The organism is Nonomuraea fuscirosea, assembly GCF_003001935.1.
Classification (GTDB): Bacteria; Actinomycetota; Actinomycetes; order Streptosporangiales; family Streptosporangiaceae; genus Nonomuraea; species Nonomuraea fuscirosea.
Genome location: NZ_PVNG01000020.1, coordinates 1 through 19791 on the forward strand (window position 1 = coordinate 1; position 19791 = coordinate 19791).

The following is a 19791-nucleotide window of genomic DNA, read 5'->3' on the forward strand; positions in this document are numbered from 1 at the left end:
CAAGGGCGGCAAGCAGTGCTCTCATGGGGGTGGCCCTTCGGGTCAGGCGGATGGCCGAACCATAAGATGTCGGGCAGATGGCCGCAATATTTCGATGAGATTGCGCAAACATTCGACTGACTCACGTCGTGCCCGGCGGTCCGGAAGTGCTGGTCAGAAAGCCGGGAACGGCAGGAAGCCCGCCGTGGGCACGGCGCAAACGACGACGTCCGATTTACGTAAGCGGTTGCAAGCGCTTGCGCTGATAGCCGTATAGTTTGCGCATGACACGACGACTCGCAGAGGTGGCCAAGAAGGTCGGGGTGAGCGAGGCGACCGTGAGCCGCGTGCTCAACGGCAAGCCCGGGGTGTCCGACGCGACCCGCGAGGCCGTGCTGACCGCGCTCGACGTGCTCGGCTACGAACGCCCCACCCAGCTGCGCGGCGACCGTGCCCGGCTGGTCGGCCTGGTGCTCCCCGAGCTGCAGAACCCGATCTTCCCCGCCTTCGCGGAAGTCGTCGGCGGCGCCCTGGCTCAGCAGGGCTTCACCTCCGTGCTGTGCACCCGCACGGTCGGCGGCGTCTCCGAGGCCGACTACGTGGACCTCTTGCTCCAGCAGCAGGTCAGCGGCGTGGTCTTCGCCGGCGGCCTGTACGCCCAGGCCGACGCCGCGCACGGGCACTACGAGCTGCTGCACGAGCGCAAGCTGCCCACGGTCCTGGTCAACGCCGCCGTCCAGCACCTCGACTTCCCCCAGGTGTCCTGCGACGACGTGGTGGCCGCCGAGATGGCCATCGCCCACCTGCGGGCGCTCGGCCACGAGCGGATCGGCATGGTGCTCGGGCCCAAGGACCACATGCCCTCGCGGCGCAAGCTGGAGACGTTCCAGGCCCAGGGCGGGGACGCGGAGCTGGTCGAGCACACGATGTTCTCGCTGGAGGGCGGGCACGCGGCCGCCGCCCGGCTGGTCAGGCGCGGGGTCACCGGCGTGATCTGCGCCAGCGACCTGCTCGCGCTGGGCACCGTGCGCGCCGCCCGCCGGGCCGGCCTCGCCGTTCCCGCGGACATCTCGGTCATCGGCTTCGACGACTCGGCCCTGATGAACTGCACCGAGCCGCCGCTGACCACCGTCCGCCAGCCCATAGACGCCATGGGCCGCGCGGCGGTCGACCTCCTGGTCGCCCAGATCGATAAGGCGGTGGTGCCCGCCGACGAGCTCCTGTTCGAGCCCGAGCTGGTCGTCCGCGCCTCCACCGCCCGCGCCGGCGTCTGACCCTCTGGTCCAGGGCCCGTCCTCACTCGGAGGCGGGCCTCAGCCGCATGCGGCGTGACGCAGTCGTTATCTTGCAATATGAAGTCGAAATATTGCACACTTCGGTCGCTGAACCTATGGTGTGGGCACCTCGCATCAGAAGGGTCAGACCATGCAGAGATCCACCGGACTCTCGCTAGTAACCGTGCTGGCGCTGGCGACCACGGCGGCTTGCGGCTCGGGCGAGCCCGCCGCCCCCGCGGCCAGTGGCGGCGCCAAGGCCGTCTCGATCACGGTGGCCTGCCAGCCGGCGAAGTCCGCGCCGAAGGAACGGCAGGCCTGGGACGACGACGTGGCGACGTTCATGAAGGACCACCCCGGCGTGACGGTCAAGAGCACGGACCAGCAGCCGTGCTTCGACCCCAAGACGTTCGGGCCCAAGCTGGCGGGCGGCCAGATGGAGACGGCCTTCGTGGTGCCCGTGACCAACTACAACGACGTGATCGCCAAGGGCCAGGCGCTGGACATCACGCCGTACACGAGCGCCGTCAAGAACTGGAACGACCTGCGCGCCGACCACAAGGAACTGCTCACCAAGGACGGCAAGGTCTACGGCGTCCCCAACGTGCACTACAGCGTCGGCCTGGTCTACAACCGGGCCCTGTTCACTAAGGCCGGGCTCGACCCCAACACCCCGCCGAAGACCTGGGCCGAGGTCCGCGAGGCGGCCAAGAAGATCGCCGGGCTCGGCGCCGGGCACGTCGGCTTCGGCGAGTACTCCGGCGGCAACACCGGCGGCTGGCACTTCACCCAGGCCATCTACGGCCGCGGCGGCAGCATCCTGACCCCCGACGACAAGAAGGCCGCGTTCAACTCGCCCGAAGGCAAGGCCGTGCTGCAGACCCTGCACGACATGCGCTGGACGGACAACAGCATGGGCACCAAGCTCCTGGTCGGCTGGGAGTCCCTCATGGTCGCCATGGGCAGCGGCAAGGTCGGCATGATGCTCGGCGCGCCCGACGTGGTCACCGACGTGGTGAACAAGTTCAAGGGCAACGTGGCCGACTACGGCATCACCGGTTTCCCCGAGGCCAAGGCGTCGCTCAGCGGCGGCGAAGCGTTCATGATCAACCCGAAGGCGACGCCGGAGGAGGCCAAGGCCGCGCTGGAGTGGATCGACTTCCGGTTCAACACCGTCGGCAAGGGCCGCTTCGACTTCGCCCGCGGCAAGAGCATCGGCAACCCCGTGGGCGTCCCCGACAACGCCGTCTTCGGTGACTCGCCGACCGGTCAGGCCATCCAGGCCGACCGCGTCAAGAACGCCTCGCTGCCGGTCGAGAACTACGACTCCTACGTCCAGGCGGCCGGCACGATCCCGCCGAAGGCCGAGCCGGTGCACGCCCAGGAGCTGTACGCCATCCTCGACGTGCCGATGTCGGGTGTCCTGAGCCGTAAGGAAGCGAACATCGACCAGTTGCTCGCGGACGCCGAGACCAAGGCCAACTCGGTGCTGGCGGCCAAGGGCTGACCCGTATGCAGATCTTGAGGCGCAACCTGACGGCCTACGGGTTCCTGTGCGCGGCGCTGGCCTGCTTCACGGTGTTCGCCTGGTATCCGATGGTCAGGGAGTTCATCCTGAGCTTCCAGAAGACCGACCTGATCAACGAGCCGATCTGGGCAGGCCTGGACAACTTCAAGACGGCCTTCCTGGACCCGGCCTTCGGCGAAGCCTGGCTGAACACCCTGGAGTTCACGCTCCTCGCCCTGCTGTGCGGCTATGCCGTGCCGTTCGTCGTCGCGCTCGTGCTCAACGAGCTGCGCCACGCCCGGGCCTACCTGCGGTTCGTGGTCTACCTGCCGGTCATGCTGCCGCCGATCGTGGCGGTGCTGCTGTTCAGGTGGTTCTACGACCCGGGGCCCGGGCTGTTCAACCAGGTGCTCGACGTCCTCGGCCTGCCGCCGCTGGCCTGGCTGGACAGCTCGTCCACCGCCCTGATCTCCCTGGTCATCGTCTCGACCTGGATGAACATGGGCAGCGCGACGCTGATCTACCTGGCCGCGCTGCAGAACATCCCGCCGGAGCTGTACGAGGCGGCCGAGCTGGACGGCGCCGGCATCTGGAAGCGGATCAGGCACGTCACGATCCCGCAGACCCGGCTGATCCTGCTGCTCATGCTCATGCTGCAGATCGTGGCGACCATGCAGGTGTTCATCGAGCCGTACATGCTCACCGGCGGCGGGCCGGAGAACGCGACGGTCACGGTCGCGTACCTGATGTTCCAGAACGCGTTCACGCTGCAGGACTACGGCTCGGCCGGGGCGCTCGGCATGATGCTGATGATCGTGCTGCTCGTCTTCGCGGCCTTCCAGCTCCGGCTGACCAGGGAGGACAAGGCGTGATCTCCGTCGGAGCCCGGGCGGCCACCGGGCGCAAGCGGGGCAGGAAGAGGTCGCCGAAGCCGATCGAGGTGCAGTTCCGCACGATCGTCTCGCCGCACCAGCTCAACAGCAGGTGGGGCCGGCGGATCTACTGGCTCGTGCTCGCCGCGGTGCTGGTGACGTTCACGCTAGCCTTCGTCTTCCCGCTGTACTGGATGGTGACCGGCGCGCTGAAGACGCCGGAGGAGCTGGCGCAGATGCCGCCGACGCTCGTGCCGGCCGAGCCGAGCACGGACGCCTTCTTCGAGGCGTGGGACCTGTTCGACATCGGCACGCTGCTGGCGAACACGGCGTACTACTCGCTCGGCGGCTGGGTCGTCTGCATGGCCGTGGACGTCTCGGCGGCGTACGCGCTGTCGAAGCTGCGGCCGATGTTCGGCAACGTCATCCTCGGCATGATGCTGGCGACGCTGATGATCCCGGCCATGGTGGTGCTGATCCCGCTGTACGTCACGGTCGTCGACCTGGGCCTGCTGAACAACCCGTGGGCGCTGTGGCTGCCCGCGGCGGCCAACGGATTCAACATCTTCCTGCTCAAGCGCTTCTTCGACTCGATCCCCAGGGAGCTGATCGAGGCCGCGCAGATCGACGGGGCGGGGCCGGTGCGCATCCTGCGCTCGGTGGTCCTGCCGATCTCCAGGCCGATCCTGGGCGTGGTCTCGATCTTCACGATCGTCACCTCGTTCAAGGACTTCGTCTGGCCGCTGCTGGTCATGACCGACAGCGACAGGATGACGATCAGCGTGGGCCTGTCGCAGACGGCCGGCGCCGTCACCCAGAACCAGATCATGGGCGGTCTGCTGATCACCAGCATCCCCATGATCATTGTTTTCTTCATCTTCCAACGACACATCATGGCGGGCCTGACCGCCGGAAGCATCAAGGGATGAGCGCATGTCGCAAACGTGGTGGCGGGGGGCCGCGATCTACCAGGTCTACCTGCGTAGCTTCGCCGACGGGAACGGCGACGGCGTGGGCGACCTCGCCGGCCTGCGCGCCCGCCTGCCGTACCTGAAGGATCTCGGGATCGACGCCATCTGGCTCAACCCGTGGTATCCGTCGCCGATGGCCGACGGCGGCTACGACGTGGCCGACTACCGGGGCATCGAGCCGGTCTTCGGCACGCTCGGCGAGGCCGAGCGCTTCATCCAGGAGGCGCACGACCTCGACGTCAAGGTCATCATCGACGTGGTCCCGAACCACAGCTCCACAGAGAGCGCCTGGTTCAAGGAGGCCCTGGCGAACCCGGCCGCCCGCGACCGCTTCTGGTTCGCCGACGAGCCGCTCAACGACTGGCAGTCGATCTTCGGCGGCCCGGCGTGGACGCAGGTCCCCGACGGCCAGTGGTACCTGCACCTGTTCGCCCCCGAACAGCCCGACCTGAACTGGACGAACCCCGAGGTGCACCGGGAGTTCGAGGACGTGCTGCGCTTCTGGTTCGACCGCGGGGCGGACGGCTTCCGGATCGACTCGGCGGCACTGCTGATCAAGTCCGACACCGCGTACGAGGACCTCGACGCGGTCCACGACGTCTACCGCCGGTGGCGCGAGGTGGCCGACGAGTATGGCGAGCGCGTCCTGATCGGGGAGGTATGGCTCCCCGATCAGGAGCGTTTCGCGCTCTACCTTCGCCCCGACGAGCTGCACACGGCCTTCAACTTCGACTTTCTGTCCTGCGCCTGGGACCCGGCCGACCTGCGCCGGTCGATCGATCTCACGCTGGCCACGCACACCCCGATCGGCGCCCCGCCGACGTGGGTGCTGTCCAACCACGACGTGACCAGGCCGGTCACCCGGTACGGCCGCGCCGACACCTCGTTCGCGCACGGCGGAGCCCTGCACGGCACCCCGTCGGACCCCGAGCTCGGCCACCGCCGGGCCCGCGCCGCGGCGCTGCTGGCCATGGCCCTGCCCGGCTCGCTCTACGTCTACCAGGGCGAGGAGCTGGGCCTGCCGGAGGTCGAGGACCTGCCGGACGAGCTGCGCCAGGACCCGATGTACGCCCGCTCGGGCGGCGCCAACCCCGGCCGCGACGGCTGCCGCATCCCGCTGCCGTGGTCGGGCGAGGAGCCCCCGTTCGGGTTCGGCGACGGCACGCCCTGGCTGCCGCAGCCGGAGAGCTGGCGCAAGCTGACGGCCGAGGCGCAGCGGACGGACCTCGGCTCGATGCTCAACCTCTACCGCAAGGGGCTGGAGCTGCGCAGGAGACTGCTCGGGGACGGGACGCTGGCCTGGCTGCCGCTGGGGGAGGAGGTGCTGGCCTTCACCCGCGATTCGGGCCTCACCTGCGTCACGAACCTGGGCCAGGACCCGATCCCGCTGCCCGCGGGCACGGTCGTGCTGGCCAGCGGCCCGATCGAGGACGGCCTGCTGCCCTCGGACACCACCGCCTGGCTGACCTGACCTGTCGGCCCCGGGCGGACCTGCCGCCGCCCGGGGCCGACAGGCGGGGCTGCCGTCGCCCGGGGGCCGCTCAGGACCTTGCGCCGACGGGTCCGTTCAGGCTCGGCCTCGCCCAGGAACGGCCACGCCGTCCCTGGGCTCCGCACGACGGGGTTCGCCTGTAGGGGCCGGCCGGCGGCCGCGGCGGGTGGCGAGCAGCGCCGCCAGCGTCAGGGCCACGCACACCCAGCCGAACCAGTCGCCGAAGCGCGCGTACGCCGTGGGACCTGACGGTCCTGCGGGCACGTCGGCGACGGCCGTGACGAACGGCTCCCGCGTCCCCTCCGTGTCCGCCGAGCCGAGCACCCGCCCCCACGGGTCGGAGATCATCGGCGTGCCCTGCTGCGCCGCCCAGGCCAGCGAGAACCCGCTCTCCACCCCGCGCAGCAGCCCCATCCGGCTGTGCTGCCAGCCGTTGCCGAACTCGTCGGCCGCGGGCACCGCCAGCAGCCGCGCCCCCGCCAGCCCGTAGCTGCGGCCGGGATCGGGGAAGTTGAGGTCCATGCAGTTCGCCAGGCCGACCAGGCCGTCGCCGGAGAACTTGAGCTCCGTGCCGCGCCGGAACGGAGCTCCGGGCGCGAAGTGCCACTTCGCGTAGTACACGGGCTTCGTCCCGTCCGCGGGGAGCAGCACCGAGTAGTTGTACTTGAGCCCGGGCGCCTGGTGCACGACTCCCACCACCACGTCGGCGCCGCGTGCCCGCCCCGCCTCCGCGAGCGGCCCGACCACCGCGGGCAGGCTGGTCTCGTCGGTGCCGAACGCCCCCTCGGGCAGCACCACCGTACGCACACCGCCGGGCAGAGCCGCGATCCGGTCCGCGTACGAGCGCACCAGGTCACGCCCGCCCGCGCTCGCCGCGTCCGGCGCCCACTGGTACCTGGTCGCCGCCAGCACCGCCACCCGCCGCGATCCGTCCCCGTCCGCACCGGCCAGCCGCCACGCCCCGAACCCCAGCACGAGCCCGCAGACCAGCACGGCCGCCAGCCCGCCGTGCAGCCGGGCCCGCGCGTCCGCCCCCGGCGACAGCAGCGCCGCCACCGCGCACGGCACGAACAGCACCAGGAACTCCACTCCCCAGGCCCCCGTCACGGAGGCGATCTGGGTGACGAGTGGCACCTCGGCCTGGTTGACGGCCAGCGGCCAGATGATCCCCGACGGGTTGACCAGCGTGACCAGGTGCAGGACGGCCACCCAGAGCGCCGGCCCGGCGAACGCCGCCGCCGCCGGACGCCCGCGCCGCACGAGCGCACGGAAGAGCAGCACCACCAGGCCGAACAGCAGCGAACTGCCCACCACGATGAGCAGGCCGATCGGCAGCGGCACCGACGGCGTCCGGAGAAAGAACTCGACCTGCCCGGCCTGCCCCAGCAGATAGGCCAGAAAGGCGACCCCGTAGGCCGCCCGCCCGCTCACCCGGGGTGCCAGCCAGAAGATCGGCAGGGGCGCGATCCACGTCAGCGCCGGGATCGGCGCGAAGCCGGTGCCGAGGTAGAACAGCCCGGCCGAGGCGGCGAGCGCCACGAGCGGGTACGCCGCCGCGTATTTCCCCCGATTCATGTATACACCGTAAACGTCGAATGTTTACGGTGTCAACGTCGATGCCGTCCCCGTCCGTCGTATCCTCCAGGCGACGAACGCCCCGAGGAGAGGGAACCAAGGTGACGGCACGGCTGCGCAGAGCACTCCCGCACGACCTGGACGCCGAGACGAGGACGCTCTACGACAAGATCACCTCTGGTCCGCGTGGCGGGTTCATGGTCGACGGGGAGGGCGGCCTCACCGGGCCGTTCAACGCGATGCTGCTCAGCCCGCCCGTGGGCGACCCGCTGCAGGAGCTCGGGGCGGCGCTCCGCTACCGCTCCACGCTCACCGGCCGGGCGCGGGAACTGGCGATCCTGGTGGTGGCCGGGCACCAGGACAGCGCGTTCGAGCAGGCGGCCCACGAGCCCATCGCCCGCCGCCTGGGCTTCACCGAGGAGCAGGTGCGGGCATTGCGCGACGGCTCGCCGCTGACCCTGCCCGACCCGGGGGAGGCGGCGGTGCTGGCGGTGGCCCGCGCCCTGGTGACGAAGGGGGATCTGGACGACGGGGAGTACGCGGCGCTGGGCGAGCGGGAGCTGTTCGAGCTGACCACGCTGGTCGGCTACTACACGACGCTGGCGCTCCAGCTCCGGGTCTTCCGCGTCTGACCCTCGGTCCCGAGCGGAAAGGCGGCCGACGGCCAGGTGGCTGGTCAGCGGGTCATGCCGCTGGGGTCGCGGAGCCAGGCGTCCAGCGCGGCGCGGGCCCCGGCGGCGTGCTCGGGCAAGCGCAGCGCCCTGACCAGCACCCACAGCGTGCCCTGCAACCCGCGCGCCGCGACGTACGTCCGCAGCTCCGGATCGTCGGGATCGGCCCCGTACGCCCGCACGGCCGCCCGCCCGTCGAGCCGCGTCGTCCGCGACAGGCAGGCCAGGTCCCATCCCACGGGCGCGGACATGCACTCCTCGAAGTCGTTCCAGAGCGGTCCGGCCGGCGTGGCCAGCAGATTGCCCGGATGCGCGTCCCCGTGCACGACCTGCGCCGCCCGCTCCGTCTGCTCGGTGCCGAGGCGTTCCACCAGGGTGGCGTGGGCGGTGCGGAGCCGGTCCAGGGCCTGGGGCTCGATCCGGCCCGACAGCAGCTCCGGCAGCCGTACCGGCTCCCGCAGCACCGGCCCGAGCAGCGGCAGCTCCCCGGAGAACCCGCGCAGGACCCCGTGCAGCTCGGCCAGCATCCGCCCGGCCGTCTCGGGCGTGGTCACGTGGCCGGGATCGTGCTCGGCGTAGGCCCAGAAGGACAGCGTCACCCCGTCCCGTACGTGCGGCCCAGGAGGCAGCAGGTCACTCGGCGGCACCACCGGCGCTCCGGCCGCGTGCAGGTACGACGCGACGGCCAGCTCGCGTTCCAGCGCCTCGGCCGGCCGGGGTCGGCCGAGCGCGGTGACGGTGGGGATCCGCGCCACGATCGGCGCGGGCCGCAGGTGGACGCGCAGGTTGAAGGAGTCGTTGAGCACGACCGGCTCCCGCACCCGCACGCCGTGCTCCGCGGCCAGAGCGACGGCGGCCGAGACGGCGGCGGGCCCGGTGACGGACAAACCGGCGGGCCCGGCGACAGACCCCGTGGCGGGCCCGTCGGCAGACCCCGTGGCGGGCTCGGCGGCGGGCTCGGCGGCGGGCCCTGGGGCGGACCCGTGACGGGAGCGGGAGGGCATGCTCAGGCGGACTCTCTGACCACGAGCTCCGTGGGCAGGATGATCGGATCGGTCGGCCCGCCCTCGAACAGGTTGAGCAGCAGCCGCACCATGGCCGCCGCCTGCTCCGTGACCGGATGCCGCAGCGTCGTCAGCGGCGGCTCGGTGTACTTGGCCGCCTCGATGTCGTCGAAGCCCACCACGGCCACGTCGTCGGGCACCCGCCGCCCCGCCTGCCGCAGCGACTGCAGCGCCCCGACGGCCATCAGGTCGTTGGCCACGAAGACGGCGTCGAGCCCGGGGTCGTCGCCGAGGAGCTGGCGCATCGCCACCGCCCCCGACTCGCGGGTGAAGTCACCGACGGCCACGATCGAGCGGCGGTCGGAGTCGCGCAGGATGTTGCGGTAGCCGGTCAGCCGGTCCTGGCCGGCGATCATGTCCTGCGGCCCGGCGATCGTGGCGATCCTGCGCCGCCCGGCCTCCACCAGGTGCCGCACCCCGGCCTCGGCCCCGCCCACGTTGTCGTTGTCGACGAAGGGGATGTCGACGGGGACGGCCGGCCGCCCGTACGAGACGACGGGGACGCGCAGCCGGGACAGCGCGGACGGCAGCGGGTCGGCGCCGTGCATGGACAGCAGCATCACGCCGTCGACGTGACCGCCGGAGATGTAACGCTCCACCCTGGCGTGACTCTTGGGTGAGGACGCCAGCATCAGCACGACCTGCTTGTTGATCGCCTCCAGCTCCATCGAGGCGGACCTGATGGCGGTGGAGAACAGCGGGTCCTCGGAGAAGACGCGGGTGCCCGGCTCGCTGACGACCAGGGCGACCGAGTCGGTGCGCTGGGTGACCAGGCTGCGCGCCGCCGAGTTGGGCACGTAACCCAGTTCGTCGATCGCGCGCTGCACCGCGTCGCGGATGTGGGGGGCCACCGTCGTCTGCCCGTTGACCACCCGGGAGGCGGTGGCGCGCGAGACACCCGCCCGGGCGGCGACCGCCTCCAGGGTCGGGCGTCTCATGACTGCTTCAGAAGGGAGAGCACGGAAAAAATCTACAGCCCGTTCCGGCCGATGACGTCCCGGTACCAGAGCGCGCTGTCCTTGGGCACCCGGGTCTGCGTGGCGTAGTCGACGTGCACGATGCCGAACCTGCGCCGGTAGCCCTCGGCCCACTCGAAGTTGTCGAGCAGCGACCACACCAGGTATCCGCGCAGGTCGGCGCCCGCCTCGATGGCCCTGTGCACCTCGCGCAGGTGCCCGTCCAGGTAGGCCACCCGGTCGTCGTCGTGGACGCGCCCGCCCTCCACGACGTCGTCGAAGGCGGCGCCGTTCTCGGTCACCATGAGGCCGACCCGCGGATAGTCCTCGGAGAGCCGGACGAGCAGCCGGGACAGGCCGTCGGGGACGATCGGCCAGCCCATCGCGGTCGTCGGCGCGTCCACGGCGGCGAACTTGACGTCCTCCGAGCCCGGCCACGCGGCGTCGGCGGGCAGCCCCGGGCCCGACTCGACCACGCACGGGTTGTAGTAGTTGATGCCGATCAGGTCGATGGGGACGTTGATCAGCTCCAGGTCGCCGTCCTGGATGTGATCGGTCCCGCCGTTGCGTCCGGCGGCCGCCAGCACCTCCTCCGGGTACGTGCCGTACACGGCCGGGTCGAGGAACTGCCGGGTGAGCAGCGCGTGGATGCGCCGGGTGGCCGCCGCGTCGGCCTCACTGGGTACCGCGGCAGGGTCGTTGACCTGGGCCGGGGTGAGCACGGGCGCGGAGTTGACCACCAGCATGATGCTGCGCGCGCCCGCCTCGCGCAGCCGCCGCGCCGCCAGCCCGTGGCCGAGCATCAGGTGATGCGCCGAGCGCATGGCGGCGGCCGGGTCGCGCCGGCCCGGCGCGTGCACGCCGTTGCCGTAGCCGAGGAAGGCGGCCACCCACGGCTCGTTCAGCGTCGTCCAGTCGGAGACCCGGTCGCCGAGCTTGTCGTGGACGGCTTGGGCGTAGTCGGCGAAGCGGTAGGCGGTGTCACGGTTGGTCCAGCCGCCGCGGTCCTCCAGCGCCTGGGGCAGATCCCAGTGATAAAGGGTGACATATGGCGAAATTTTGGCGGCCAGGAGCTCATCCACGAGCCGGTCGTAGAACGCCAGGCCCCGGAGGTTGATCGGGCCCTCGCCGTCGGGCTGGATGCGCGGCCACGCCACGGAGAACCGGTAGGCCCCCAGCCGCAGCTCCCGCATCAGCCCGATGTCGTCCCGGTAGCGGTGGTAGTGGTCGCAGGCCACGTCGCCGTTGTCGCCGTCGGCCACGTTCCCGGGAGTGTGGCAGAAGGTGTCCCAGATCGACTGGCCCCGCCCGTCCTCCTTGACCGCCCCCTCGATCTGATAGGAGGCCGTCGCGGCTCCCCAGACGAAGTCCTCGGGAAAAATCATCCCTTAACAGCTCCTTGCATGATTCCACCGATGATTTGCTTGCCGAACAGGGCGAACACGGCCACGAGCGGCAGGGTCCCGATCGCGGTGCCCGCGAGGCCGAGCACGTAGTCGTTGACGTACCCGCTGGCCAAGGTCGACAGCGCCACCTGGACGGTCGGATTGTCCGGGGTCAGCACGACCAGCGGCCAGAAGTAGTCGTTCCAGGCCGACATGAACGTCAGCATGCCCAGCACCGCCGCCGCCGGCCGCGCCGTCGGCAGCACAACGTGCCAGAACAGCCCCCACGTGCTGCACCCGTCCACCCGGCCCGCCTCCAGGAGCTCGTTGGGCAGCGCGCGGGTGAGGTACTGGGTCATGAAGAACACGCCGAACGCGTTGACCAGCGCCGGCACGATCAGCGCGTAGTTCGTCCCGGTCCACTCCAGCTTCACCATGAGCATGTAGAGCGGGATGATGCCGAGCTGCGCCGGGACCATCATGGTCGCGACGGTGATCACGAGCATGACGTTCTTGCCCCTGAACCTCAGCTTGGCGAAGGCGAACCCGGCCAGCGTCGAGAAGAACATCACCGCGATCGAGATCGACCCGGCCACGACGACCGAGTTGACCAGCGCGAGCCCGAAGGGGACGGTGTCGAAGACCCGGGCCACGTTGGCGAAGAAGTTCCCGCCCGGGAGCAGCGGCGGCGGCACCTCGGCCAGAGCGGAGTTGTGCCTGGAGGCCACCACGACGCTGTAGTAGAGCGGGAAGGCCGAGAAGAAGGCCACCGCGGTCAGGGTCAGGTAACGCAGCTTCACACCAGACCGCCCTTCACCTTGCGGGTGATCAGGAAGTTGATCCCGGCGACGATCACCACGGCCACGAACATCAGCCACGACGCCGCGGAGGCGTAGCCGAAGTCGAACGTCGAGTTCGCGAAGCCCTGCTCGTAGACGAACAGCGCCAGGGTCTGGAACTGCCGGTCGGGGCCGCCCGTGGCGACGCCGCCACCGCCGCCGCTGCTCTGCCCGAACAGCAGGGGCTCGGCGATGATCTGCATCGCGCCGATCGTGGAGACGATGACCACGAAGATCATCGTCGGCCGGATCATCGGGATCGTGATCCGGCGCAGCTGGGTGAAGTTGCTCGCGCCGTCGAGGGTGGCCGCCTCGTACAGCTCACGCGGTACGGCCTGCATGGCCGCCAGGAAGATCAGCGCGTTGTACCCGGTCCAGCGCCACATGATCATTACCGACAGCGCGATGTGCGAGGTGGCCGTGCCCGCCGCCCAGTCGATGTTCCCGGCCCCGAACCAGGACAGAATCCAGTTGATCATGCCGAAGTCGCGGCCGAAGAGCTGGCTGAAGATCACCACCACCGCCACCACGCTCGTGACGTTGGGCAGCAGCAGCGCGACCCGGAACAGCGTCTGGAAGCGCAGCCGCCGGTTCAGCAGGTGCGCCAGCCAGATGGCCAGCGCGAGCTGCGGCACGGTCGACAACACGCCGATGGACAGGGTGTTGAAGGTGGCGTTCCAGAAGTAGCCGTCGGCGAGCAGCGTCGTGTAGTTGGCCGCCCCGATGAACTCCTGCGTCTCCGACAGCAGGGTCCACTCGTGCAGGCTCACCCAGGCCGTGAAGAGCAGCGGGAACAGGCCGAAGGCGCAGAACAGCAGGAAGAACGGGGCCACGTAGGCGTACGGCGACACCCTCATGTCGAGGGTGTGCCGCACGCCGCGCCTACGCCGTCGCGACACCGCGAGGGGAAGGGTGCTCATTTGATCTTCTTGACGTCCTCGAGCACCTGCGCCCACGCCTCGTCCGGCGACTGCTTGCCCTGCTCGACCCGGCCGAGGCCGTTACCGATGGCCGTGCGGACGTCGGCCTCCTTCGGGCCGAGGTGCTGCGGCTTGAGCGCCTTGGCGGCGTCGGAGTAGATCTTGCCGATGGGGGCGTCGCCGAAGAACGGCTTGGTGAAGTTCTGGATGGACGGGTCGTCGTACAGCGACGGGATCGACGGGAAGGTCCCCTCCTCCTTGAACACCTTGGCCTGGTTGTCCTTGGAGGTGAGGAAGTCGATCAGCTCGGCCGCCTCCTTCGGGTGCTTGCTCTGCTTGGGCACCATCAGGTGCGAGCCGCCGCTGTTGCCCGAGCCGCCGGGCACGGCCGCGATGTCCCACTTGCCGGAGGCGTCCTTGGCCTGCTCCTGGATGAAGCCGGTCATCCAGGCCGGGCAGATGATCGTGGCGAACGAGCCCTTGGCGAAGCCGGTGTTCCACGGGGGCGAGAAGGCCGCCAGCTTGGCCGTCAGGCCCTCCTGGGTGAGCCGGTTCGACAGGTCCCAGGCCTTCTTCACCTCGGGGTTGCTGTCCACGATGATGTTGTCCTGGGCGTCGTACAGGCCGACGGGCGCCTGGTTGACCATGGCGCGCAGGATCTCACCGGGGGAGTCGACGAACTTGGCGCCGGCCACGTTCGCCCCGGCGAACTTCTTGCCGGTCTCGATGTACTGCTCCCACGTCGGCCAGAGCGCCGCGACCTCCGTGCGGTCCTCGGGCAGCCCGGCCTTCTTGAACAGGTCCTTGCGGTAGCACATGGCCAGGCCGCCCACGTCCGTGCCGAGGCCGAGGACCTGCGTGCCGTCCTTGCTCAGGCCCTGCTGCCACTTCCAGTCGAGGTAGTCGGCCTGCCGCTTGTCCAGCCCGTACTGCTTGAGGTCGGTGAACTTGCCCGGCTGGGCGGTGAACGTGCTGATGTAGCCGACCTCGACCGCCGCGACGTCCCCCGCGCCGGCGTTCGTGGCCAGCCGCTTGACCAGGTTGCTGTGGTGGTCGTTGAACTGCGTGACGTTCTCGACGATCGCGACGTTCGGGTGCGTCTTCTTGTACTCCTCGTAGAGCGGCTTGAAGCCGAAGTCGCCGAACAGGTCGACGGTGAGTTTGATCTTCTCTCCGGGCTTGGCGCTCGACTCGGCGGCGGTGCTGCCACCGCCGCCGCCACCGCACGCGGTCGCCAGGGCGAGGACGGACGCGGTGAGCACGGGCAGGCCGAGCCGCCGGATGCGAGGGGTCATGGAAACCCTCCATGGTTGCTGCTTGGGGGATGGTTGAGAGAGCGCTCTCTCACGAGATTGTTGGAGCTCACATGCTTCTGTCAACGGGTGTTAAATAACGATCCGAATTCGTGAGAGAGCGTGTTCTTTGCCGCGGTCAGCTGGTGAGCGCGCGCCCGGCCATCCGGGCGTACATGCGGCCGGGGCTCGGGGCCTGGTCCAGGAAGCCGGGCAGCATGGGCAGATCGACCGCGAAGGGGTCGAGGCGCTCGTACAGCTCGTTGGCGTCGGCGGGGCGGTCGTCCGGCTTCTTCTCCAGCAACTGCGCCAGCAGCGCGCCCAGCGGCTCCGGCAGCCCTGGTATGGTCGGCGGGCGCTCCTTGACCTGCTGCTCGAAGACCACGTAGTCGGTGGGGCCGGTGAAGAGCTGGTGGCCGGTCAGCATCTCGTGCAGCACGCAGCCGAGCGAGTACAGGTCGCTGCGCGGCTCGGCCACGCCGTGCTGGATCTGCTCGGGCGCCATGTACGCCGGCGTGCCCAGGATCTGCCCGATCCGGGTGAACGTGGTGACGTCCGCGTCCCGCAGCATGGCCAGGCCGAAGTCCAGCACCTTCACGCTGCCGTCCGGGCAGAGCATGAGGTTGGTCGGCTTGAGGTCCCGGTGGCAGATCGCCAGGGCGTGCGCCGCCGACAGCACCGCGCACGCCTGGGCCGCGATGGCCGCCGCCCACGGCACGGGCAGCGGCCCGTGCTCGTGCACCACGTCGGCCACCGTGACGCCCTGGATGAACTGCATCACCTGGAAGAGCCGCTGCTCGTGGGTGCCGAAGTCGTAGAGCACGGGCGCGCCCGGGTGCTCCAGCCTGGCCAGGATGCGCGCCTCGCGGATGAACCTGCGCTCCAGTTCCTGATCGGGCCCGCTGGGCAGCCGCAGCAGCTTCACCGCGACCCGCCGGTCGAGGTGGCGGTCGTGACCCGCGTAGACCGCGCCCATGCCGCCCTGCCCGAGAGGAAGGTCGTCGAGCACATAGCGGTCGCCGATGACCATTACCGTCCCTCCCGCAGCCTTCCGGGAAAAACTACACCGTCGGACGGCTGAGCCCGCCTCATAAAGGAGGGTGAATCCTGTGCTGAGCGGCGGCGTGCGGCGTCCTGAGCCTCTCTCACGGGGCCCCGTGGGCGGGCGGGTGGAGGTGGCCGTCGGCCAGGCCGTCGAGACCGAGTCTGATGAGCGTCTGGCCCAGCGTCGAGGTCTCGCGGATGGCGTCGTCGAGCACCGCCAGTTGCCGGAACGCCTCGCCGTACGCCTTCTGCTCCTTCAGCGACAGCCGGGGCAGCCGGGTGCGGCGCACGTCGAACCGGCTGGAGCCGGTCGTCACCCGCCCGCCGGCCGCCCGCAGGAAGCCGGCCAGGAAGTCGGGGTCGAGCCGGCGGCCGTCGACCCGGTAGAGGGTCAGGTGCGGGCCGAGCACCGCCCCGCCGCCGTCCTCCATCACGCGTACGGCGGAGTAGGAGGCCACCACGTCGCCGGGCCGGATCGCGACCAGCCCCTGCTGCACGGTGGTCGAGCCGGACGGCGCGCCGCCGGTGAAGACGTCGTCGGCGGTCAGCACCGGCACGTCGCCCCCGTCGGCGGCCATCTTGGGCGGGGCCTGCGACGTGCTGACCAGCCCTTCCTTGATCAGGTCGCCCAGCGTGGTGGCGGGCTGGTCGAGCGGCTGCTCCAGCACCTTGAGGTCGGGCGGCACGGCGGTGGCGGCGAGGAAACGGTCGCGCGCCTCGGCGAACGCCCGCCCGAGATCGTCGCGCCGCTGGTGCCGGGCCGGGGTCATGTCGACCTCGTCGGCCAGCAGGTCGATGATGCGCACGGTCTGATCGGACCGTTCCTCCAGGTACGCCTGCCAGGCTGGCTGCACCACAGAAAGGTCGGCCGTGGCGTTGAGGATCAGCACCTCGGACGGCGGCCGGTCGCCCGCCGCCGGGCGGCGCAGCAGCCACAGGTCGGAGCCGGGCAGCGCCACGACCGCGCGCAGCGTGCCCGCGCGCAGCAGGTTGGCCCGGATGCGGCGGCCCGCCTTGCGGCTGGCCGCGGCCGGGGGCATGAGGATGGCGACCAGGCCGCGCGGCTTGACGTGGGTCAGGCAGTGCTGCACCCAGGCCAGCTCGGGCTCGCCGCGGGGCGGCAGGCCGTACTCCCAGCGCGGGTCGCCGGTCAGCTCCTCGTAGCCCCAGGCCCGCTCGTTGAACGGCGGATCGCACACGACCGCGTCGGCCCGCTCGCCGGCGAAGCCGTCGTGCCGCATGGCGTCGCCGGCCACGACTTCGGCCGTGAGGCCGCGCAGCCGCAGCCTGGCGGCGGCGATGGCGGCCGAGGTCTCGCTGAGCTCCTGGCCGAGCACCCGCGCCGCGCCGGCGGGGGAGAGCAGCAGCGTGCCGACGCCGCAGGCCGGGTCGAACAGGGTCGCGCCGTCGGCGCTCACCAGCCGGACCATCAGCGCGGCGACGTCCTCGCGGGTGATGGACAGCTGCCGGGAGTGGGCTTCGAGATAGCGCTCACACAGGAACTCGTACGCGGCAAGCGCGCCGTGCTGCTCGCCGAGTTCGACCACGAGGCCGGCCAGCTCGGGATCCAGCTCGCCGAGACCGCCCGTCCGCGTCCCGCCGGTCACGCCGGGATCGCGGCCGTCAGGCGCGTCCTCGTGCGGTGCCGCGCCGTCGCTCGCGGCAGCGCTCGCGGCGGCACCGGCCCTGGTGAGCAGGGCTCCGGCCTGGGCCACCAGCTCGCCCAGCCGCAAATCGCCCGCGGCTTTCAGGCGTTGCCACACCCGATCTCCCAGGGAGACCTGGTAGGACTTCCCATAGCGCCGCAGCCACGACTCGACCTGCCGCAGGGAGAACAGCGGCTGGTTGGCGGTGCCGCCGATGGGCTGGGGGAAGTCGTCGTGGCGACGGCGCCAGTTGCTCACCGCGGCACGCCCGACACCGGCGAGCCGGGCGATGTCCCCGGCATTGACGGTCGGGTCGTGGCTCATGGAGCCCACAGTAGTTCACAAGAGTCTTCAGCGCATCTGCTTGTGAAGTCTTTCAACCAATGATTTACTGCTGGGTATGAAGCACAACATCCGCTATGCCGCCGGATCAGACGTGGGCCGTCGCAGGGAGCAGAACGAGGATTCTGGCTATGCGAGCGGCCGGTTGCTCGTGGTGGCTGACGGGATGGGTGGACACGCGGCCGGCGAGCTGGCGAGCTCGGCGGCGATCGCCGTCATGCGCGAGCTGGATGCCACGCTTCCCGAGACGGGCTCCGACCTGGAGGCGGCGCTGGAGGGCGCCGTGCACGAGGCGGCCCGAAGGCTGGTCGAGCTGGCCGACATCGACCCCGCGCGCAGGGGGATGGGGACCACGGTGACCGCCATGCTGTGGGACGGCTACCGGTTCGCCCTGGCTCATCTCGGTGACTCCCGCGGATACTTGCTTCGCGATGGTGCGCTCTACCAGATGACCAAGGATCACACACTTGTGCAGTCGATGGTGGACGAAGGACGGATAACGGAGGATCAGGCCGCCGTGCACCCCCGTCGTTCCATGGTGCTGCGCGTGCTGGGCAGCGAGGGCAGGGCGGAGCCGGACATGGCGCTGCGCGAAGCCGAGCCTGATGATCGCTACCTCCTCTGCTCCGACGGGCTCACGACCGTACTCGGGCCCGAGGTCCTGCACGAGGTGCTGACCACGGTGGCAGACCCGGCCGCGGCCGTCCAGCGCCTGATCGATCTGGCCAACGAGGGCGGCTCGCCGGACAACGTGACCGTGGTCGTGGCCGACGTGGTCGCGCCGGGCACGGGGGAGGCGGGCATCTTCCGCGTGGGCGCGGGCGCCTGACCATCGTCGTAGCCCGTCACACCAGCCCCAGCCGTCACTTAGGCGAAATTTCGTCTCATAGCAAGACAACTTCAGAATGACGCGCGCACTTTCCCGACGGCGCTATTACAGTCCATCGTGATTTGTCGGTTTTCTGGGAGGAGTCACCCTGGACCCGATCGCGGACGAGCTGCTGAAGACGGTGCGGCAGGAACTCGGTTACAAGGAGAAGAGCAGCCAGTTCACCAAGTTCGGCCAGTGGTACGCGGATCGCGTCCAAGACCCCCAGTATCGTGACGCGCCCTGGTGCGACATGTTCCTCGCCTGGGCCGCGAACAAGTCCGGCCTGTCCGACTACGTCGGCGAGTTCGCCTGGACGCCCTCCCACGCGGCCTGGTTCATCCAGCAGGGCGCCTGGTCGCAGAAGCCCGAGCCGGGGGCGCTGGTCTTCTACGACTGGCGCGGCGGCAAGAGCTACAAGGGCATCGACCACGTCGGGGTGGTCGAGCGCGTCAGCGGCAAGAAGATCCACACCATCGAGGCGAACGTCGACCGTGTCTGGCTCAAGCGCAAGACCAGGGAGACGGACAAGGTCGTCGGGTACGGGTTACCACGCGTGGTCAAGGCCAACGCCGAGAAGCTGGGCGACATCCGCTCGACCGAGCGCCCGTTCGCGTCGCCGCCGCCCGCGCAGGTCGGGCAGGGCTCGCCGCTGGACGTCTTAGGCACGCCGCCCGCGCTGCTCGCCGCCATGGTGATCATGACCATCGTGCTCTCCCTGCGCGTCTCGGGCCGCCGCCGCGGCAACCACCGCCGCCTCAGCTGGGCCTGGCCGCTGCGCCGTCTCACTCCGCCCACGCAGCCGCCGTCCGGCGCGAAGGTCCCGTCCCCCAGAAACCCGCTCACCCCACCCGCCGCCGACACCGCGAAACCACCCGGCGAGAAGGCGCCGGCCCGCCAGAAGACTCCGCCTCGCGAACAGACGCCGGCCCGCCAGAAGTCGGCCGCCCGCGAGAAGACTCCGGTGCAGGAGAAGGCGGCGGCCTCCGAGAAGCCCGGTCGTCCGGTCAGGAGCCGGGTGCCGGCCGGTTCGGGCGGTTCCGCCACCAAGCACCCCACCACGTCGCGACGCAGACCGTACGAACGGGACTGAC

Annotated in this window: 17 protein-coding genes; 8 read left to right on the forward strand and 9 right to left on the reverse strand. The window is 70.4% G+C overall.

Going from position 1 to position 19791, the window contains the following annotated elements; all coding sequences use genetic code 11:
- The first annotated feature begins 263 nt into the window (after window positions 1-263).
- The 5 genes from B0I32_RS38175 to B0I32_RS38195 all read left to right on the forward strand — a co-directional run bounded on the left by B0I32_RS38175 (window position 264) and on the right by B0I32_RS38195 (window position 6074).
- Window positions 264-1253, forward strand: a complete 990-nt coding sequence (locus B0I32_RS38175) for a LacI family DNA-binding transcriptional regulator (protein ID WP_106248059.1) — start codon at window positions 264-266, stop codon at window positions 1251-1253.
- A gap of 151 nt (window positions 1254-1404) precedes the next feature.
- Complete coding sequence (locus B0I32_RS38180; protein ID WP_181308260.1) at window positions 1405-2760, forward strand: ABC transporter substrate-binding protein; 1356 nt, start codon at window positions 1405-1407, stop codon at window positions 2758-2760.
- A 5-nt stretch (window positions 2761-2765) separates the two neighbouring features.
- On the forward strand, window positions 2766-3632 hold the full coding sequence (locus B0I32_RS38185; protein WP_106248062.1) for a carbohydrate ABC transporter permease: 867 nt from the start codon (window positions 2766-2768) through the stop codon (window positions 3630-3632).
- Complete coding sequence (locus B0I32_RS38190) at window positions 3629-4561, forward strand: carbohydrate ABC transporter permease (protein ID WP_245956283.1); 933 nt, start codon at window positions 3629-3631, stop codon at window positions 4559-4561. Before B0I32_RS38185 ends, B0I32_RS38190 begins: the two co-directional genes overlap by 4 nt.
- 4 nt (window positions 4562-4565) lie before the next feature.
- Window positions 4566-6074, forward strand: coding sequence for a glycoside hydrolase family 13 protein (locus tag B0I32_RS38195; RefSeq protein ID WP_106248064.1), 1509 nt, complete (start codon window positions 4566-4568; stop codon window positions 6072-6074).
- A gap of 96 nt (window positions 6075-6170) precedes the next feature.
- On the opposite strand, the gene B0I32_RS38200 is transcribed toward B0I32_RS38195, so the two are convergent.
- Window positions 6171-7670, reverse strand: coding sequence for a nitrilase-related carbon-nitrogen hydrolase (locus tag B0I32_RS38200; RefSeq protein WP_146178473.1), 1500 nt, complete (start codon window positions 7668-7670; stop codon window positions 6171-6173).
- 101 nt (window positions 7671-7771) lie between these two features.
- On the opposite strand from B0I32_RS38200, the gene B0I32_RS38205 reads away from it, so the two are divergent.
- Entirely contained in the window at window positions 7772-8302 is a 531-nt protein-coding gene (locus tag B0I32_RS38205; RefSeq protein WP_245956284.1) for a carboxymuconolactone decarboxylase family protein, read from the forward strand.
- Window positions 8303-8346: 44 nt separating this feature from the next.
- Here the strand turns inward: B0I32_RS38205 and B0I32_RS38210 are convergent, their stop codons facing one another.
- The 8 genes from B0I32_RS38210 to B0I32_RS38245 form a co-directional block, all read right to left on the reverse strand.
- Complete coding sequence (locus B0I32_RS38210) at window positions 8347-9345, reverse strand: phosphotransferase enzyme family protein (protein ID WP_106248069.1); 999 nt, start codon at window positions 9343-9345, stop codon at window positions 8347-8349.
- A 2-nt stretch (window positions 9346-9347) separates the two neighbouring features.
- A complete protein-coding gene (locus B0I32_RS38215) occupies window positions 9348-10343 on the reverse strand; it encodes a LacI family DNA-binding transcriptional regulator (RefSeq protein ID WP_106248070.1) in 996 nt (331 codons plus the stop codon).
- Between the two features lie 32 nt (window positions 10344-10375).
- A complete protein-coding gene (locus B0I32_RS38220; protein ID WP_106248072.1) occupies window positions 10376-11746 on the reverse strand; it encodes a GH1 family beta-glucosidase in 1371 nt (456 codons plus the stop codon).
- Window positions 11743-12546: a carbohydrate ABC transporter permease gene (locus B0I32_RS38225; RefSeq protein ID WP_106248073.1), complete on the reverse strand. Its 804-nt coding sequence runs from the start codon at window positions 12544-12546 to the stop codon at window positions 11743-11745. The genes B0I32_RS38220 and B0I32_RS38225 overlap by 4 nt, the downstream gene beginning before the upstream one ends.
- Entirely contained in the window at window positions 12543-13505 is a 963-nt protein-coding gene (locus B0I32_RS38230; protein ID WP_106248075.1) for a carbohydrate ABC transporter permease, read from the reverse strand. Before B0I32_RS38230 ends, B0I32_RS38225 begins: the two co-directional genes overlap by 4 nt.
- Window positions 13502-14800 (reverse strand): ABC transporter substrate-binding protein, encoded by a 1299-nt coding sequence (locus B0I32_RS38235; RefSeq protein ID WP_106248076.1) that lies wholly within the window; start codon window positions 14798-14800, stop codon window positions 13502-13504. Before B0I32_RS38235 ends, B0I32_RS38230 begins: the two co-directional genes overlap by 4 nt.
- Window positions 14801-14936: 136 nt before the next feature.
- Window positions 14937-15827, reverse strand: a complete 891-nt coding sequence (locus tag B0I32_RS38240) for a serine/threonine-protein kinase (protein WP_106248078.1) — start codon at window positions 15825-15827, stop codon at window positions 14937-14939.
- A 115-nt stretch (window positions 15828-15942) separates the two neighbouring features.
- On the reverse strand, window positions 15943-17811 hold the full coding sequence (locus B0I32_RS38245) for an N-6 DNA methylase (RefSeq protein WP_106248079.1): 1869 nt from the start codon (window positions 17809-17811) through the stop codon (window positions 15943-15945).
- Window positions 17812-17887: 76 nt separating this feature from the next.
- Between B0I32_RS38245 and B0I32_RS38250 the strand changes: the two genes are divergently transcribed.
- Together B0I32_RS38250 and B0I32_RS38255 are read left to right on the forward strand one after the other, a co-directional pair.
- Window positions 17888-18658 carry a PP2C family protein-serine/threonine phosphatase gene (locus tag B0I32_RS38250; RefSeq protein ID WP_106248081.1) on the forward strand — a complete coding sequence of 257 codons (771 nt, stop codon included), beginning with the start codon at window positions 17888-17890 and terminating at the stop codon, window positions 18656-18658.
- Between the two features lie 181 nt (window positions 18659-18839).
- Window positions 18840-19790 (forward strand): CHAP domain-containing protein, encoded by a 951-nt coding sequence (locus B0I32_RS38255; protein ID WP_106248083.1) that lies wholly within the window; start codon window positions 18840-18842, stop codon window positions 19788-19790.
- Window position 19791 lies beyond the last annotated feature (1 nt).

Coding starts and splice junctions, on each gene's coding strand:
- B0I32_RS38175 (WP_106248059.1), top strand. CDS start 264: ATGACACGACGACTCGCAGAGGTGGCCAAGAAGGTCGGGGTGAGCGAG.
- B0I32_RS38180 (WP_181308260.1), top strand. CDS start 1,405: ATGCAGAGATCCACCGGACTCTCGCTAGTAACCGTGCTGGCGCTGGCG.
- B0I32_RS38185 (WP_106248062.1), top strand. CDS start 2,766: ATGCAGATCTTGAGGCGCAACCTGACGGCCTACGGGTTCCTGTGCGCG.
- B0I32_RS38195 (WP_106248064.1), top strand. CDS start 4,566: ATGTCGCAAACGTGGTGGCGGGGGGCCGCGATCTACCAGGTCTACCTG.
- B0I32_RS38200 (WP_146178473.1), bottom strand. CDS start 7,670: ATGAATCGGGGGAAATACGCGGCGGCGTACCCGCTCGTGGCGCTCGCC.
- B0I32_RS38210 (WP_106248069.1), bottom strand. CDS start 9,345: ATGCCCTCCCGCTCCCGTCACGGGTCCGCCCCAGGGCCCGCCGCCGAG.
- B0I32_RS38215 (WP_106248070.1), bottom strand. CDS start 10,343: ATGAGACGCCCGACCCTGGAGGCGGTCGCCGCCCGGGCGGGTGTCTCG.
- B0I32_RS38220 (WP_106248072.1), bottom strand. CDS start 11,746: ATGATTTTTCCCGAGGACTTCGTCTGGGGAGCCGCGACGGCCTCCTAT.
- B0I32_RS38230 (WP_106248075.1), bottom strand. CDS start 13,505: ATGAGCACCCTTCCCCTCGCGGTGTCGCGACGGCGTAGGCGCGGCGTG.
- B0I32_RS38235 (WP_106248076.1), bottom strand. CDS start 14,800: ATGACCCCTCGCATCCGGCGGCTCGGCCTGCCCGTGCTCACCGCGTCC.
- B0I32_RS38240 (WP_106248078.1), bottom strand. CDS start 15,827: ATGGTCATCGGCGACCGCTATGTGCTCGACGACCTTCCTCTCGGGCAG.
- B0I32_RS38245 (WP_106248079.1), bottom strand. CDS start 17,811: ATGAGCCACGACCCGACCGTCAATGCCGGGGACATCGCCCGGCTCGCC.
- B0I32_RS38250 (WP_106248081.1), top strand. CDS start 17,888: ATGAAGCACAACATCCGCTATGCCGCCGGATCAGACGTGGGCCGTCGC.